This is a genomic window from Devosia sp. LjRoot16 (genome assembly GCF_964252795.1).
Taxonomy (GTDB): Bacteria; Pseudomonadota; Alphaproteobacteria; order Rhizobiales; family Devosiaceae; genus Devosia_A.
Window position 1 is genome coordinate 569,338 of sequence record NZ_CAXUPH020000001.1, and the last position, 15,616, is coordinate 584,953.

Annotated in this window: 15 protein-coding genes; 12 read left to right on the top strand and 3 right to left on the bottom strand. The window is 64.5% G+C overall.

The features are described 5' to 3' along the window. Nucleotides 1-2: 2 nt before the first annotated feature. Nucleotides 3-929, top strand: coding sequence for a DMT family transporter (locus ACSQ23_RS02810; RefSeq protein WP_436089628.1), 927 nt, complete (start codon nt 3-5; stop codon nt 927-929). Here ACSQ23_RS02810 and ACSQ23_RS02815 read toward each other — a convergent pair. Together ACSQ23_RS02815 and ACSQ23_RS02820 are read right to left on the bottom strand one after the other, a co-directional pair. Beyond that, nucleotides 880-1,899 carry an ATP-grasp fold amidoligase family protein gene (locus ACSQ23_RS02815; RefSeq protein ID WP_436089629.1) on the bottom strand — a complete coding sequence of 340 codons (1,020 nt, stop codon included), beginning with the start codon at nt 1,897-1,899 and terminating at the stop codon, nt 880-882. The genes ACSQ23_RS02810 and ACSQ23_RS02815 overlap by 50 nt on opposite strands. Then, nucleotides 1,896-2,567 (bottom strand): TetR family transcriptional regulator C-terminal domain-containing protein, encoded by a 672-nt coding sequence (locus ACSQ23_RS02820; protein ID WP_055999019.1) that lies wholly within the window; start codon nt 2,565-2,567, stop codon nt 1,896-1,898. The genes ACSQ23_RS02815 and ACSQ23_RS02820 overlap by 4 nt, the downstream gene beginning before the upstream one ends. Nucleotides 2,568-2,702: 135 nt before the next feature. On the opposite strand from ACSQ23_RS02820, the gene ACSQ23_RS02825 reads away from it, so the two are divergent. The 11 genes from ACSQ23_RS02825 (at nt 2,703) to ACSQ23_RS02875 (ending at nt 13,413) form a co-directional block, all read left to right on the top strand. Then, nucleotides 2,703-4,034, top strand: coding sequence for an aspartate aminotransferase family protein (locus ACSQ23_RS02825; protein ID WP_436089630.1), 1,332 nt, complete (start codon nt 2,703-2,705; stop codon nt 4,032-4,034). Between the two features lie 69 nt (nt 4,035-4,103). Beyond that, nucleotides 4,104-5,600 (top strand): CoA-acylating methylmalonate-semialdehyde dehydrogenase, encoded by a 1,497-nt coding sequence (locus ACSQ23_RS02830; protein WP_436089631.1) that lies wholly within the window; start codon nt 4,104-4,106, stop codon nt 5,598-5,600. Between the two features lie 7 nt (nt 5,601-5,607). Then, on the top strand, nt 5,608-6,027 hold the full coding sequence (locus ACSQ23_RS02835) for a hypothetical protein (RefSeq protein WP_436089632.1): 420 nt from the start codon (nt 5,608-5,610) through the stop codon (nt 6,025-6,027). Nucleotides 6,028-6,029: 2 nt separating this feature from the next. Next, nucleotides 6,030-7,280 (top strand): Zn-dependent hydrolase, encoded by a 1,251-nt coding sequence (locus ACSQ23_RS02840; RefSeq protein ID WP_436089633.1) that lies wholly within the window; start codon nt 6,030-6,032, stop codon nt 7,278-7,280. After that, nucleotides 7,277-7,831, top strand: a complete 555-nt coding sequence (locus tag ACSQ23_RS02845; protein ID WP_436089634.1) for an endonuclease domain-containing protein — start codon at nt 7,277-7,279, stop codon at nt 7,829-7,831. The genes ACSQ23_RS02840 and ACSQ23_RS02845 overlap by 4 nt, the downstream gene beginning before the upstream one ends. Continuing rightward, complete coding sequence (gene hydA, locus ACSQ23_RS02850; protein ID WP_436089635.1) at nt 7,828-9,282, top strand: dihydropyrimidinase; 1,455 nt, start codon at nt 7,828-7,830, stop codon at nt 9,280-9,282. Before ACSQ23_RS02845 ends, hydA begins: the two co-directional genes overlap by 4 nt. A 4-nt stretch (nt 9,283-9,286) precedes the next feature. Further along, complete coding sequence (locus ACSQ23_RS02855) at nt 9,287-10,087, top strand: ABC transporter ATP-binding protein (protein ID WP_436089636.1); 801 nt, start codon at nt 9,287-9,289, stop codon at nt 10,085-10,087. A gap of 4 nt (nt 10,088-10,091) precedes the next feature. Beyond that, on the top strand, nt 10,092-10,421 hold the full coding sequence (locus ACSQ23_RS02860) for a hypothetical protein (protein ID WP_436089637.1): 330 nt from the start codon (nt 10,092-10,094) through the stop codon (nt 10,419-10,421). After that, nucleotides 10,414-11,301, top strand: coding sequence for an ABC transporter permease (locus tag ACSQ23_RS02865; protein ID WP_055998754.1), 888 nt, complete (start codon nt 10,414-10,416; stop codon nt 11,299-11,301). The genes ACSQ23_RS02860 and ACSQ23_RS02865 overlap by 8 nt, the downstream gene beginning before the upstream one ends. After that, nucleotides 11,298-12,413 (top strand): ABC transporter permease, encoded by a 1,116-nt coding sequence (locus tag ACSQ23_RS02870; protein WP_436089638.1) that lies wholly within the window; start codon nt 11,298-11,300, stop codon nt 12,411-12,413. Before ACSQ23_RS02865 ends, ACSQ23_RS02870 begins: the two co-directional genes overlap by 4 nt. Before the next feature lie 25 nt (nt 12,414-12,438). After that, a complete protein-coding gene (locus tag ACSQ23_RS02875) occupies nt 12,439-13,413 on the top strand; it encodes an ABC transporter substrate-binding protein (RefSeq protein ID WP_055876595.1) in 975 nt (324 codons plus the stop codon). Between the two features lie 229 nt (nt 13,414-13,642). Here the strand turns inward: ACSQ23_RS02875 and ACSQ23_RS02880 are convergent, their stop codons facing one another. Next, nucleotides 13,643-15,616: a PhoX family protein gene (locus tag ACSQ23_RS02880; RefSeq protein WP_436089639.1), complete on the bottom strand. Its 1,974-nt coding sequence runs from the start codon at nt 15,614-15,616 to the stop codon at nt 13,643-13,645.

Below are 15,616 nucleotides of genomic sequence, written 5' to 3' on the forward strand. Positions count from 1 at the left end.
CCGTGAGTGTTGCCGGCGCCAGCATCGAGAGCACGGACGCGAAGCGGCAGCGGGTGCTGTCGCATCTCGCCATGCTGCTGTTCGCGGCGCTGATCGCCGGCTCGTTCACCTTCGGGGCACTGACCGTGCCCTATATTCACGCCGTGCCGCTCAACGCCCTGCGCTTCGTCCTCGCGGCGATGCTGATGGGGGCGTTCGCCTTCGGTGTGGCGAGGCAAAAATTCGCCTTCCCGCCGGCGCCGTGGCGCTTCGGCATCAACGGCTTCCTGACTGCCGTCTATTTCGTCACCATGTTCATCGCGCTGACCATGACGCAGCCGGTGGCGACCAGCGCCGTCTATACGCTGGTGCCGCTGATGACAGCGGTGACGGCGTATTTCATCGTCGGGCAGCGCTCGGGGCTCGCGGTACTGGTCAGCCTGCTGCTGGCCGGGCTCGGGGCGATCTGGGTGATCTTCCGCGGCGATATCGACGCGCTCCTGCGCTTCGATATCGGCCAGGGCGAGCTGATCTATTTCGTCGGCTGCGTCGCCTACGCGATCTACACGCCGCTGCTGCGCCGCTTCAACCGGGGCGAGTCGGCGCTGGTGCTGAGCTTCTGGACCATGGTGGCGACGGCGGCGTGGATCGTCCTTTACGGCCTGCCCGAAATCCTCGCCACCGACTGGGCGCACCTGCCGGCGCTGGTCTGGTGGGTGGTGCTCTACCTCGCCATCGGCCCGACGGCGGTGTGCTTCTTCCTGATCCAGTTCGCCTCGGCCCGGCTGCCGGCGGCCAAGGTCATTGCCTACGGCTACCTGGTGCCGGCCTTCGTCATCGTGTTCGAGGGGCTGGCCGGGCATGGCTGGGCCAGCCTCAGCGTCGCCGCCGGCGCGGCGATCACCGTACTGGGGCTGGTGGTGCTGGCGCTGTTGAAGGAGCGGCACTGAGCACGCGCCGGTGCTCCACTACCCAGCGGCGGAAGGCGCCCTGATAGAGCGAGAGCGGCCAAGGCTGGGGGTGACTGAGGAACCAGCAGTTGTGGAAGGCCTCGAACCAGGCCCGCTCGATCAGCGGTGCGTTGGAAGCCTCGCGTTCGCGACCGTAGCCGGCGCTGGGATAAACGGTCATTTCGCCCAGATAGATGTCCGCGCCGTCGACGAGGAAATCGACCCGAACATGGTCGATGCCGCGGCTCAACCGCTGCGCCAGCCCCATGGCCTCGAAGTAGCTGGGCGGCAGGACGTAGTCGGCGGGTAGGTGCATGGTATCGGGCACACCGAGCTTGTTCGGCAGGCGCCGTCCGGCGCCATCGAAATGCGCCTGCCGTTCGCTATCGGCATGCTGGTCAAGCGAGACGAAGCCGGCGGAGACCACGCCATCGTGGCTGCGGAAGGTGTATTCGACGAGACCTGCTCCGTTGCCGATGCGGGGCTCGACGAAGAGCCGGCGCGGAATGTCGCGATAAGCCCATTGGTCCTGAATGTAGTGCGAGCGCTGCAGCCAGCTGTGCAGCAGTGCATTGAGCTCGGTGCGCGGCAGCGGCGTGCGCTCGGGGAAATGGTTCATCCGGAAGCCGTGACTGGCCTTGACGACATTGCCGGGAACGACGAGCGCATCAGGCAGTTCCTCCGGCGTCGTGCCGACCCAGATCGGCATCGCCACGCGGATATCCGGGAAGTGTTCGGCGGCCCAGTACTTGGTCGCAAGCTTGTCAGAGAACAGGGTAAAGCGCGGGTCGTGGTCGAAGATCTTCCGCCACTGCACCAGGTCGGTGTGCTCGGTGGGTTGGGCAAGATTGGGCAGCCGCCCGCGGCGACGCCGGAACTCGCGCCTCAGACTGCGGTAGCGCAGCAGGCAGAGTAGCTGAACCACGGCAAAGATCAGGCGGTCGGCGCGGCTGGTCCCGGAACCGCTCACTGCTTGGGCAACAACCCGTGCAGAAACAGGTTCTCGAGGAAGCGGGCGGCGTCCTCGAAGCGGCCTTCGCCGCCGCGGTCCTTGCCGAGCACGGCGCGGACCTGCACGTCGAAATCGGCATAGTGCTGGGTGGTGGCCCAGATCGAAAAGATCAGGTGGTAGGGGTCGGTGCGAACGATCTTGCCGGCATCCATCCAGCCCTCGATGACCTTGGCCTTGTCGTCGACCAGCGCCTTGAGATCGGTCTCCAGCATTTCGAGCACCCGCGGGGCGCCCTGCAGCATCTCGTTGGCGAAGAGCCGGCTCTGGCGCGGATAGTCGCGGCTCATCTCGAGCTTGCGGCGCAGGTAGGATCTGAGCTCGGGGACCGGGTCGCCGACCGAATCGATCTCGCGCAGCGGGGCCAGCCAGATATCGAGCATCTCGGCGAGCAGGCGCTGGTAGATCTCCTCCTTGCGCGGGAAATAGTAGAGCAGGTTGGGCTTACTCATCCCCGCCGCTTCGGCGATCTGGTCGATGGTAGCGCCGCGGAATCCCTCGCGACTGAACACATCGAGCGCCGCCTCGAGGATGACTTCCTGCTTCTCGCGCTGGATGCGCGTCTGCGCCCTGGGGCGCTTCGATGGCGCTGCCTTTGCGCCCCCTTTGCCGCCCTCGGTCTCCAGCATTTTCACCTTGATCGGCGGCATGGGAGTGATAACGTTTTTTCCAACTGGTCAAATTTCTGGATAACACATCCAAAGGTCAAGCGCCAAATATACTTGACCTCAGAACTCAACAAATAGCCTCCGGGGGAGTCCAAGGTGTCCGACCGTCGCAATGTCACGCCGAACGATCTGAGCGCGTTCTGGATGCCGTTCACGGCGAACCGACAGTTCAAGAAGGCGCCCCGCATGTTCGTCGGCGCCAAGGACATGCACTATACGACTTCCGACGGACGCAAAGTGCTCGATGGCACGGCGGGGCTGTGGTGCGTCAATGCCGGCCATTGCCGCCCCAAGATCGTCGAGGCGATCCAGGAGCAGGCCGCCGAGCTCGACTACGCGCCGGCCTTCCAGATGGGCCATCCCAAGGCGTTCGAGCTGGCGAATGCGCTGGTTTCGATCGCGCCTGAGGGGCTCGACCATGTGCTCTACACCAATTCCGGTTCGGAATCGGTCGAGACGGCGCTGAAGGTGGCGCTAGCCTATCACAAGGTCAAAGGCGATGCCGGACGGTTCCGGCTGATCGGCCGCGAGCGCGGCTATCACGGGGTGAATTTCGGCGGCATCTCGGTGGGCGGCATCGTCACCAACCGCAAGATGTTCGGCACCCTGCTGACCGGCGTCGACCACATGCCGCACACCCATACGCCGGGCAAGAACCAGTTCACCCGCGGCGAGCGCGAAGCGGGCGGCGAGGACCTCGCGTCCGAGCTTGAGCGCATCGTCACGCTGCATGACGCTTCGACCATCGCCGCTGTCATCGTCGAGCCGGTGGCCGGCTCGACCGGCGTGCTGATCCCGCCCAAGGGCTATCTGCAGAAGCTGCGCGAGATCACCAAAAAGCACGGCATCCTGCTGATCTTCGACGAAGTGATCACCGGTTTCGGTCGCCTCGGCACGCCGTTTGCGGCGGACTATTTCGGCGTGACACCGGATATCCTGGTGACGGCCAAGGGCCTGACCAACGGCGTCATCCCGATGGGCGCGGTGCTGGTCAGCTCCGAGATCCACGATGCGTTCATGCAGGGGCCCGAGCACGTCATCGAGTTCATGCACGGCTACACCTATTCGGGCAACCCGATCGCCTCGGCGGCGGGCCTCGCGACGCTCGAGACCTACAAGGACGAAGGCTTGTTGACCCGCGGCGCAGAGCTCGCGCCCTACTGGGCCGATGCGCTGCACTCGCTCAAGGGGCTGCCGCACGTCATCGACATCCGCAACCTGGGGCTGATCGGCGCGATCGAGCTCGAGCCGATTGCCGGCCAGCCGACCAAGCGGGCCTTCTCGGCCTTCGTCAAAGCCTTCGAGACCGGCATCCTGATCCGCACCACCGGCGACATCATCGCGATGAGCCCGCCGCTGATCATCTCCAAGGCGCAGATCGACGAGCTGATCGGCACCTTGGGCAGCATCCTGAAGACGCTTCAGTAGAATGGAACGATTGTTCTATATCGCACCCGATAGAACGAACGTTCTACACCCAACGAGCGGAGGTCTGTGATGCAGACGATACAGAATGCGATCGGCGGCAAGCTGGTCACCTCGACGAGCCCGCGCACTCAGCCGGTGTTCAACCCGGCCACGGGCGAGGCCACCGCAACGCTGCCATTGTCGAGCGTCGATGAGGTGAATGCCGCTGTCGCCGCCGCCAGGAAGGCCCTGCCCGCCTGGGCCGCGACCACGCCGATGAAGCGGGCGCGGGTAATGTTCAAGTTCAAGGAGCTGCTGGAAAAGCACGCCGACGAGCTGGCCGAGCTGATCAGCCGCGAACACGGCAAGGTGCATGACGACGCGCTGGGTGAGCTGGCGCGCGGCATCGACTGCGTCGATTTTGCCTGCGGCGTACCGCAGCTCTTGAAGGGCGAGTTCAGCCGCAATGTCGGGCCGAACATCGACAGCTATTCCGACCGCCAGCCTTTGGGCGTGGTCGCCGGCATCACGCCGTTCAACTTCCCGGCCATGGTGCCGATGTGGATGTATCCGCTGGCCATCGCCTGCGGCAACACCTTCGTTTTGAAGCCGTCGGAACGCGATCCGAGCGCACCGATGTTCGCCTGGCAGCTGCTGATGGATGCCGGCCTGCCCGACGGGGTGCTGAATGTCGTCCACGGCGACAAGGAAGCGGTCGATACCATTCTCGACCACCCCGACATCAAGGCGGTGAGCTTTGTCGGCTCGACGCCGATCGCCGAATACGTCTATCGGCGCGGCACCCAGGCCGGTAAGCGCGTGCAGGCGCTGGGCGGCGCCAAGAACCACATGATCGTGTTGCCCGATGCCGACATGGACCAGGCGGCCGACGCGCTGATGGGCGCCGGTTACGGCTCGGCCGGCGAGCGCTGCATGGCGATCTCGGTGGCGGTGCCGGTGGGCGACAAGACGGCAGACGCGCTGATCGCACGGCTGAAGCCGCGGGTCGAAGCGCTGAAGATCGGCCCCGCGACCGACAAGGACGCGCAGATGGGCCCGATCGTTTCCAAGGCGCAGCGCGACAAGATCGTCGGCTATATCGATTCCGGCGTCGAAGCCGGGGCGGAGTTGGTGGTCGATGGCCGCGGCTTCAAGCTGCAGGGCTATGAGAACGGCTTCTTCGTCGGCGGCACGCTGTTCGACCATGTGAAGCCCGACATGAAGATCTACCGCGAGGAGATCTTCGGGCCGGTGCTGTCGGTGGTCAGGGCGCAGAGCTACCAGGATGCGGTCGACCTGATCCACGGGCACGAATATGCCAACGGCACGGCGATCTTCACGCGCGACGGCGACGCGGCACGCGACTTCGCCGACAAGATCGAAGTGGGCATGGTCGGCATCAACGTGCCGATCCCGGTGCCGGTGGCCTACCACTCGTTTGGCGGCTGGAAACGCTCGATCTTCGGCGACCACGGCATTTACGGGCCGGAAGGCGTGCACTTCTACACCCGGCTCAAGACGGTCACCACACGCTGGCCGGCCGGGATCAAGAGCGGCGCCGAGTTCAGCTTCCCGAGCCAGAAATAGAGCCCACGTGAAAGTGCAGCGTCTCGGAAAATTAGAGCAGCAAAGGCAGTCCCTCGAGAGGGACTTCCGCGATGCTCTGGTTGAGGCGCTGAAGGAATGCGCAGGCGGGCGGTGGGGCCTGTTCGAGCGGAACAAGGGCCTCCTCCCAGCGCATCTCGAGACGCGCTATTTGCCGGAATCAGTCGCAAGGGTGGACGATCTGGGAGAACAGGTCGCCCAAGTACGAGTGAGCCTCGGCTATACTGAACTGCCGGAACTGGTTCGCTTACGCGAACTGCGCCGGGCTGCACACGCAGGCGACGCCTTGGGCGAACCACGCCAGGCGCAAGTGTGGCTCGATGAAATAGCCAAAGGATCCGACCTCATTGCCTCCCCAGAGGGGCGAGGAGGTGCTGTGGCACTATCCGAACACAATCCGAAAGACTGACTATGGCAGCTCCTGGCGAAAACCTCCGTATCGACCCCGAACGCCTGTGGAGCTCCATTCATGAGTTGGCCGAGATCGGGCCGGGCGTTGCCGGGGGCTCCAATCGGCAGACGGTGACCGATGACGATGCCAAGGGCCGGGCGCTGTTCAAGCGCTGGTGCGAGGCGGCCGGCATGGAGATGGGGCTCGACCAGATGGGCACCATGTTCGCGCGGCGCGAAGGCAGCGAGCCGGGGCTCGATCCGGTCTATGTCGGCAGCCATCTCGACACCCAGCCGACCGGCGGACGCTATGACGGCGTGCTCGGGGTGCTGGGCGGGCTCGAGGTGATCCGCACGCTCAACGATCTCGACATCCGGACCCGGCGCCCGATCGTGGTGGTCAACTGGACCAACGAGGAAGGGGCGCGGTTCGCCCCGGCGATGATGGCCTCGGGCGTGTTCGCCGGGGTGCTCGACCAGGCCGACGTCTATACGCACAAGGACAAGGACGGGAAGAGCTTCGGCGAGGAGCTGGAGCGGATCGGCTGGCGCGGCGACGAGGTGGTCGGGGCGCGCAAGATCCATGCGTACTACGAGCTCCACATCGAACAGGGCCCGATCCTCGAGGACGAGAAGGTCGATATCGGTGTGGTGACGCACGGCCAGGGGCTGAAGTGGCTGCAGGTGACGCTGACCGGCAAGGAAGCGCATACCGGCTCCACCCCGATGCCGAAGCGGCGCAATGCCAGCCTCGGCATGGCGCGGGTGATCGAGTTGGTGCACGAAGTGGCGATGGACTACCAGCCGGAGGCCGTCGGCGCGGTGGGGCACATCCAGGTCTATCCGAACTCACGCAACATCATTGCCGGCAAGGCGGTGTTCACCATCGACATCCGCTCGCCGAACAAAGAGGTGCTGGACGAGATGGACGAGCGCATCCGCTACGGCATCCAGAACACCGCCGAGGCGCTCGATATCGAATTCGAGGTCGAGCAGGTCGGGCATTTCGACCCGGTGACCTTCGACAAGACGCTGGTGGGCAATATCCGCGAGGCAGCCAAGGAACTCGGCTACTCCTACCGCGATATCGTTTCGGGCGCCGGGCATGACGCCTGCTGGATCAACCGGGTAGCGCCGTCGGCAATGATCATGTGCCCATGTGTCGACGGGCTCAGCCACAACGAGGCGGAAGAGATCTCGAAGGAGTGGGCGGCGGCAGGGACAGATGTGCTGCTGCGGGCAGTGCTGGAGACGGCGGAGATTGTGGGGTGATCGGTGGCGAGCGCGCAGAAACTACTATTCGGCGCGCACGCTCACTGCGCAAAGCCGGAACGGACGTCGAAAACAGGCTTTGGTACGTGTTGCGCAACCGAAACCTTGATGGCCTGAAGTTCGTGCGACAGGCGCCGATCGGGCCGTACTTTGCGGACTTTCTCTGTGCTGAGGCGGGGCTGATCGTCGAACTCGACGGCGGGCAGCACGCGGACAGCGCGGCCGACTTGAGGCGTACGGCATTCCTGAATCGCGAGGGATATTCGGTCCTCAGATTCTGGAACAATGAAGTGAACAGCAATCGCGACGCTGTGCTGCAGGCTATTCTCGACACCGTGGCAGGCAACCCCTCACCCGACCTGCGCTTCGCGCAGGCCACCCTCTCCCCGACGGGGAGAGGAACAAGGGGAGCACGAGCGGCGAGGGCTGCATTTGCGGCAAGACATTTGAGCGGGGCACCCTCTGTTCCTCTCCCCGTCGGAGAGAGGGTGGATCGGCCGAAGGCCGAGACGGGTGAGGGGTTTCAGGGCACATTAGAGGAAATGCCATGAGCAGCAAAATCATCAAGAACGGCACCGTCGTTACCGCCGACCTCACCTATATGGCCGATATCCGGGTGGAAGGCGGCAGGATCACCGAGATCGGGCAGAACTTATCGGGTGGGGAAATCCTCGATGCCAGCGGCTGCTACGTGATGCCGGGCGGGATCGACCCGCATACGCATCTCGAAATGCCGTTCATGGGCACCTATTCGAGCGACGATTTCGAGAGCGGGACGCGGGCGGCGCTGAGCGGGGGCACCACCATGGTGGTGGATTTCTGCCTGCCCAGCCCGCAGCAGTCGCTGCTCGAAGCGCTACAGATGTGGGACAACAAGACCTCGAAGGCCAGCTGCGACTACTCGTTCCACATGGCGATCACCTGGTGGGGCGAGCAGGTGTTCAACGAGATGGCCGATGTGGTCGATCGCGGCATCACCTCGTTCAAGCACTTCATGGCCTACAAGGGCGCGCTGATGGTGGATGACGACGAGATGTTCTCGTCGTTCCAGCGCTGCGCCGACCTCGGCGCCCTGCCCCTCGTTCATGCCGAGAACGGCGATGTGGTGGCGCAGATGACGGCCAAGCTCCTTGCCGCGGGCAATAACGGGCCGGAGGCGCATGCCTATTCGCGGCCGCCGGAGGTGGAGGGCGAGGCAACCAACCGGGCGATCATGATCGCCGACATGGCGGGGGTGCCGGTCTACATCGTCCACACTTCGTGCGAGCAGGCGCATGAGGCGATCCGCCGGGCGCGACAGGCGGGCAAGCGCGTCTATGGCGAACCGCTGATCCAGCACCTGGTGCTCGACGAAACCGAGTATTTCAACCGCGATTGGGATTATGCGGCGCGCCGGGTGATGAGCCCGCCGTTCCGCAACAAGCAGCACCAGGATTCGCTGTGGGCGGGGCTGGCCTCAGGCTCGCTGCAGGTGGTGGCGACCGACCACTGCGCCTTCACCACGGCGCAGAAGCGCAACGGGATCGGCAACTTCGCCAAGATCCCGAACGGCACGGGCGGGCTCGAAGACCGGATGCCGGTGCTGTGGACCAAGGGCGTCAAGACCGGCCGGCTGACGATGAACGAGTTCGTCGCGGTGACCTCGACCAACATCGCCAAGATCCTCAACATGTACCCCAAAAAGGGCGCTATCCTGGTCGGGGCGGATGCCGACCTGGTGGTATGGGACCCCAAGCGCAAGAAGACCATCAGCGCGGCCAAACAGCAGTCGGCGATCGACTACAACGTGTTCGAGGGTATCGAGGTCGAGGGGCTGCCGCGGTTCACGCTGACGCGTGGACAGGTGGCGGTGACCGAAGACACGATCAGCACCGAGCAGGGGCATGGCCAGTTCGTCGCACGTGAGGCGAAGAACCCGGTGAACCGGGCGCTTTCGACATGGAAAGAGATTACCGCACCGCGCAAGGTGGAACGGTCCGGCATTCCGGCGACGGGGGTTTGAGGGTTTGACGACTGATGGGGGCAAATCGCAGAGCGTGGTCGAGGCCAAGGGTCTCGGCCTGACGTTCAAGACGGCGGATGGCGACGTGGTGGCGCTGTCCGACGTCAACCTGGAGATCAAGCGGGGCGAATTCGTTTCGTTCATCGGCCCTTCGGGCTGCGGCAAGACGACGTTTCTGCGCGTCATCGCCGACCTCGAGCAGCCGACCTCCGGCAGCATCACGGTCAACGGCACCTCGCCGGCCGATGCGCGGCTCAACCGCTCCTATGGCTATGTGTTCCAGGCGCCGGCGCTGTTTCCGTGGCGCACCATCGAGAACAACGTGGCGCTGCCGCTCGAGATCATGGGCTATGGCGACGCCGACCGGAAGGCGCGGATCAAGAAAGCGCTGGAGCTGGTGAACCTCGAGGGCTTCGAGAAGAAGTTCCCCTGGCAGCTCAGTGGCGGCATGCAGCAGCGGGCCTCGATTGCCCGGGCGCTGGCGTTCGACGCCGACCTGTTGCTGATGGACGAGCCGTTCGGAGCGCTCGACGAGATCGTCCGCGACCACCTCAATTCGGAACTGTTGAAGCTCTGGGCGGCGACGCAGAAAACCATCGCCTTCGTCACCCACTCGATCCCCGAGGCGGTGTACCTCAGTACCAAGATCGTGGTGATGAGCCCGCGGCCGGGACGGGTGACCGATATCATCGAAAGCACGCTCCCCGCGGAGCGGCCGCTCGAAATCCGCGAGACGCCGGAGTTCCTCGCCATCGCCCACCGGGTGCGCGACGGCCTCAGGGCCGGCCACTCCTACGAGGAGTAGCGGAATGCAGGTGACCCGCATCGTAGCAATCTGCAGTGAAGAGCCTGATTGGCCCATCGTCATAGACGCACAGATTGTCGCCGACCGTATCGCTCCAAAGACGCCGTTCTTTGGGTCCTGGGGAAAACTCGGCGGCGAGTTCAGCCCCTTCGTTCTTCAGCCAACAGGTGAGATGGACTTCGGATCGGACTACGCGGAGACCGATCGATACTTCGAGTGCAACATTCGCTCGAGGGAGATAGCGCAGGGTGCGATGTTCACCGTCAGGAAGCCGGACGATGACAACCGCGTCCGAGAGTTTGTGTATGTCATTCGCCCGTTTGACGATGCGTAATGTCGTGAAACCAACTGGCAGTCTCGTTCCGATCCTGATCGTCGTGGCGGCGCTGATTGTCGTCTGGTACGTCGCGGCGGTGCTGATGAACTGGCAGGGGATGTCGGATTTCTACCAGCGTACCGACGTGACCGGTGTCAGCTTCAACCAGCAGCTCAATGATGTGCTGAACGCCGAAAAGCCGCTGCTGCCGGCGCCGCACCAGATTGTCGGCGAGTTCTGGAAGACCACGGTCGAGCAGGCGGTGACGTCGAAGCGCAGCCTCGTCTACCACGGCTGGATCACGCTTTCGGCGACGCTGCTCGGCTTTGCCATGGGCACGGTGTTCGGCATCGGGCTCGCGGCGTTCATCGTCCACAACCAGGCGATGGACCGCTCGCTGATGCCGTGGATCATCGCCAGCCAGACCATCCCGATCCTCGCCATTGCACCGATGGTGATCGTGGTGCTGAACGCCGTCGGCATTTCCGGGCTGATCCCCAAGGCGCTGATCTCGACCTATCTCAGCTTTTTCCCGGTGGTGGTCGGCATGGTGAAGGGGTTTCGCAGCCCCGAGTCGATCCAGCTCGATCTGATGCGGACCTACAATGCGGCGCGCTTCCAGGTGTTCACCAAGCTGCGCTGGCCGATTGCACTGCCGTATCTCTTCACCTCGATGAAGGTGGGCGTGGCGGCGAGCCTCGTCGGCGCCATTGTAGGCGAGCTGCCGGCCGGCACCAGCAACGGCATCGGGGCACGGCTGCTCGCCGGGTCCTACTACGGGCAGACGATCCAGATCTGGTCGGCGCTGCTCGCCGCCGCCCTGCTGGCCGGGGCGCTGATCGCGCTGGTTGGGTTGGCCGAGCGGCTAACCAACCAGCGGCTGGGAGCCCGAGCATGACGGCGCTGCAACGGGTCCTCGCCGCTTTCGCCTCGGGCTTTGCGCTGCTGGCCCTGATCTTCGATTTCGCCTCGACCGAAGGCGCACCGCTGCCTGTGTGGGAGTTCCCGGCGGTCGGTGTATTCCTGGTGCTTGGGGTGCTGAGCCTCGTCCGCTTCCGGGTAAAGATCAGCTACTGGGTCGATGGGGTATTGGCAGCGATCGGCGCGGTCGGGCTGGTGCTGGCGCTCGAAACGCTGCAGCAGGCCGAGCCAGGCTACTGGTTCGCGCTGGTGGCAAGCTGGCTGTTCGCCTGGTTGTTCGCCGAGCGGTTGGCGCTGGCGATTGCGCGGGACGAGGTGCCGGATGCGGTCGGGGTGCTGATCCCGGCGATCTTCGGCGTCGCCATCCTGGTCGCCTGGGAAGCGATCACCCGGGGCGGCAATGTGCCCAAGGTGCTGCTGCCCTCGCCATCAGGGATCTGGGAGACCTTGATCGGCAACATCCCGAGGATCGCGGCGGATTTCCAGCAGACCTTCCTCAAGGCGGTGCTGGCGGGCTACGCGCTCGGCTGCGGCGCCGGCTTCCTCGTCGCCATCGCCGTGGACCGCTCGCCGTTCCTCAAACGCGGATTGCTGCCGCTCGGCAACTTCATCTCGGCGCTGCCGCTGATCGGCATCGCGCCGATCATGGTGATGTGGTTCGGCTTCGACTGGCCAAGTAAGGCCGCCGTAGTGGTGATCATGACGTTTTTCCCGATGCTGGTGAACACCGTCGCCGGGCTGAACGCCGCCGGACACATGGAGCGCGACCTGATGCGCACCTATGCCTCGGGGTACTGGTCAACGCTGTTCAAGCTCCGGCTGCCGGCAGCCGCGCCGTTCATTTTCAACGCTTTGAAGATCAACTCGACTCTGGCGCTGATCGGCGCAATCGTGGCTGAATTCTTCGGGACACCCATCGTCGGCATGGGCTTTCGCATCTCGTCGGAGATCGGCAAGCTCAATGTCGAGATGGTCTGGGCAGAGATCGCCGTGGCGGCGTTGGCGGGCTCTGTCTTCTACTGGGTGGTGGCGCTCATCGAGCGGGCAGTCACCTTCTGGCATCCGTCCGTCCGTGGTGGTCGGGCGTAATCAGGGGAAAAGGGAAACGCAAAAAATGAAGAAGCTTCTCGTTGGTCTGGTGGCGGGCGCTCTGGCGCTCGGTGCCACCGCGGCTTACGCGGCCGATCCGGTCACCTTGCAGCTCAAGTGGGTGACGCAGGCGCAGTTCGCCGGCTACTTCGTCGCCAAGGACAAGGGGTTCTACACCGAAGAAGGCATCGACATCACGATCAAGCCGGGCGGGCCGGATATCGCCCCCGAACAGGTGATCGCCGGTGGCGGCGCCGACGTGATCGTCGACTGGATGGGCGGCGCGCTGGCGGCCCGCGAGCAGGGCGTCGGCCTCGTCAATATCGCGCAGCCGTTCAAGAAATCCGGCCTGTTGATGATCTGCCCGAAGGATGGCCCGGTGCAGACCGAAGCCGACTTCAAGGGCCACACGCTCGGCGTCTGGTTCTTCGGCAACGAGTATCCGTTCTACGCCTGGATGAACAAGCTGGGCATCCCGACCGAGGGCGGCGCCGATGGCGTGAACGTCCTGAAGCAGTCGTTCGACGTGCAGCCGCTGGTGCAGAAGCAGGCGGATTGCATCTCGGTGATGACCTATAACGAGCTGGGCCAGGCGATCGACGCCGGCTTCACCACCGACAAGCTGGTGATCTTCAACTACACCGACCTCGGCAACGACCTGCTCGAGGACGGCCTTTATGCGATGGAAGACAAGCTCGCCGACCCGGCCTTCGCCGACAAGATGGTGCGCTTCGTCCGCGCTTCGCAGAAGGGCTGGCAGTACGCGATCGACAATCCGGATGAAGCCGCCCAGATCGTCATCGACAACGACGAAAGCGGTGCACAGACCCTCGACCATCAGAAGTACATGATGGGCGAAGTGGCCAAGCTCGTCGACGCCAAGGACTTCAAGCTCGACGCGGCCGCCTATGACCGCACCGAGAAGGCGCTTTTGGACCAGAAGATCATCCAGAACAAGCCGTCGGGCGCCTTCACCTCGGCGATCACCGACAAGCTCTGAGAACTTTCCCCTGAGACTTGGGGTTTCAGGAGTGACGAGGCGGGGAGCGATCCCCGCCTTTTTTGTACGTTGACTGATAGAGACGGCCCCCTCCCGGCCTCCCCCATAAAGGGGGAGGTGAAGAGACGGAGCTCTGTCTTCGTTCGTGCCAAGTGAACCAGCGGAGCACCTCCCCCTTCATGGGGGAGGATGGGAGGGCGCCGTCTGCTTCAGTTAGCCCGCCCTGCCCTCAGCTGCCGATCACCCCGCCATCGTCCTTGCTGATCACCACCAGCGAGGGGCGCGGGCCCTGGCCGTCGATGAAGTCGGGCCAGTTGGTGCCGGCGTCGGCAATCGAGGTGGAATCCTCGCCGTCTTCGAGGCGAAGTTCACCGGGGTGCTGGATGGAGAGGAACATGGTCTTGCCGTCGGGCGTGAAGGCCGGCGAGCAGACTTCCGAGCCGACCGGCGGCGAGTAGAACAGTTTTGGCAGGGCCTTGCCGTCCCCTTCGGTATCGACCGCATAGAGCGCATCGTTGAAGCCGGCATCGGGCGGGCCGTCGGTGGTGACCCAGAGGCGGCCGGCGGGATCGACCGACAGGTTGTCCGGGTCGGTGAACCAGCCATTGGCCGAGGTCTCGGGGTGGCAGAGCGCATGCGCGGCCGGATCGGTCGGGTCGCCGCAGAGGATGAAGGCGTCCCAGGTGTAGTCGGTGGCGGCATGGTCGGGCGCCTCGGGGGCACCGGGCGGGGTGAGCTCGAGGATGTGTCCGTCGGGGTTGGGGGCGCGGGTATTGGCGACGTTGACCTGCTCCCCGGCATCACCCTCGCCGGCCGGCAGGCGATCCTCATTCTCGGTCATGGCGATATAGATGCGACCGGTTTTCGGGTGCGGCACGAAGCCTTCCGGTGCGTCCATCGGAGTGGCGCCGAGCAGGTCGGCAGCCATGCGGGTGCGGAGCACCACGTCGGCCTGGCTGTGAAAGCCATTCTCCGGCGTCAGCGGCCCCTGCCCCTGCACCAGCGGCAGCCAGCTCAGCTTGCCGTCGGCATCGAAGCGGGCGGTGTAGAGCGTCCCCTCATCGAGCAGGTCCTTGTTGGCGGCGCGGTCGGTGGGATTCCACGGTTTCGAGGTGACGAACTTGTAGAGGTACTCGAAGTCGTCATCGTCGCCCATATAGAGGACGACGCGGCCATCGGGCGCCACGGCGACCTGCGCCCCCTCATGGGTGAAGCGGCCGAGCGCGGTGCGCTTCACCGGCTTGGCCGTGGGATCGAACGGATCGATCTCGACCACCCAGTCGAACTTCAGCCACTCGTTGGGCTCGTTCTCGAATTTCAGACGCGCGTCAATGCGGCCCAAAGCATAGCCGTCGTTCTCGTCTTCATCCCAGCCCTGGCGCTCGACCAGCTCCTGGTCGGGCAGCGTGGTGTAGTCGCCGGCGAAGATATCCATGCCGCCTTCCTCGCCCGAGAGCATGGTGCCCCACGGGGTGATGCCGCCCGAGCAGTTGGAAATCGAGCCGAAGACGATGGTGCCGGTGGGGTCGATGCTGGTCTTCAAGCGATCGTCGCCAGCGGCAGGACCGCTCAGCCGCATCTCGGTGCCCATATGGACGCGGCGGTTGTACTGGCCGTCGGTGATGACCTGCCATTCGCTGCCGGCCTTTTTGACCTCGACGACGGAGATGCCGGTGGACGCGGCGACCGCGCGGATCTGCTCGTCGGTGAGCTTTTCCCGGTAATCCTCATCGGTCATGCCGGGGAACATCAGGTAGGGCGAGGCATATTCGTGGTTCACCACCAGCAGGCCATGGTCGTTCGCCTCGCTGCCCTGCGGCAGCGGCAGGAAGGCGGTGAAGTCGTTATTGTAGCCGAACTGCTTTTCGGCCGCGGCGCCATCGAGGCTGGCGATGTCAAAGGCCGGACTGTCGGCGAACAGCTTGTCGCCCCACTTGATGAGGATCTGGCGAGAGTAACCTTCGGGCCAGTGGTCGGTCTTGTCGGTGACGCGGCTCAGCTCGGGAAAGGTGAGGCTCGAGGGCGAGTTGGTGGCGGCGGCAGCGCGGCTGAAGCCGAGGCCGGAGGTGGCGAGCGCGGCGCCGGCAAGCAGCCCCTTCAGCACGGTGCGGCGCGAATAGCCCTCGGCCATCAGGTCGGAATATTTGGTGGTGAAGGACTGCCGGCGCGTCGGGCGCGCGCGGGTTTTCAAACGATCGGTCAT

Coding starts and splice junctions, on each gene's coding strand:
- ACSQ23_RS02820 (WP_055999019.1), bottom strand. CDS start 2,567: ATGCTGGAGACCGAGGGCGGCAAAGGGGGCGCAAAGGCAGCGCCATCG.
- ACSQ23_RS02830 (WP_436089631.1), top strand. CDS start 4,104: ATGCAGACGATACAGAATGCGATCGGCGGCAAGCTGGTCACCTCGACG.
- ACSQ23_RS02840 (WP_436089633.1), top strand. CDS start 6,030: ATGGCAGCTCCTGGCGAAAACCTCCGTATCGACCCCGAACGCCTGTGG.
- hydA (WP_436089635.1), top strand. CDS start 7,828: ATGAGCAGCAAAATCATCAAGAACGGCACCGTCGTTACCGCCGACCTC.
- ACSQ23_RS02860 (WP_436089637.1), top strand. CDS start 10,092: ATGCAGGTGACCCGCATCGTAGCAATCTGCAGTGAAGAGCCTGATTGG.
- ACSQ23_RS02865 (WP_055998754.1), top strand. CDS start 10,414: ATGCGTAATGTCGTGAAACCAACTGGCAGTCTCGTTCCGATCCTGATC.
- ACSQ23_RS02870 (WP_436089638.1), top strand. CDS start 11,298: ATGACGGCGCTGCAACGGGTCCTCGCCGCTTTCGCCTCGGGCTTTGCG.
- ACSQ23_RS02875 (WP_055876595.1), top strand. CDS start 12,439: ATGAAGAAGCTTCTCGTTGGTCTGGTGGCGGGCGCTCTGGCGCTCGGT.
- ACSQ23_RS02880 (WP_436089639.1), bottom strand. CDS start 15,616: ATGACCGATCGTTTGAAAACCCGCGCGCGCCCGACGCGCCGGCAGTCC.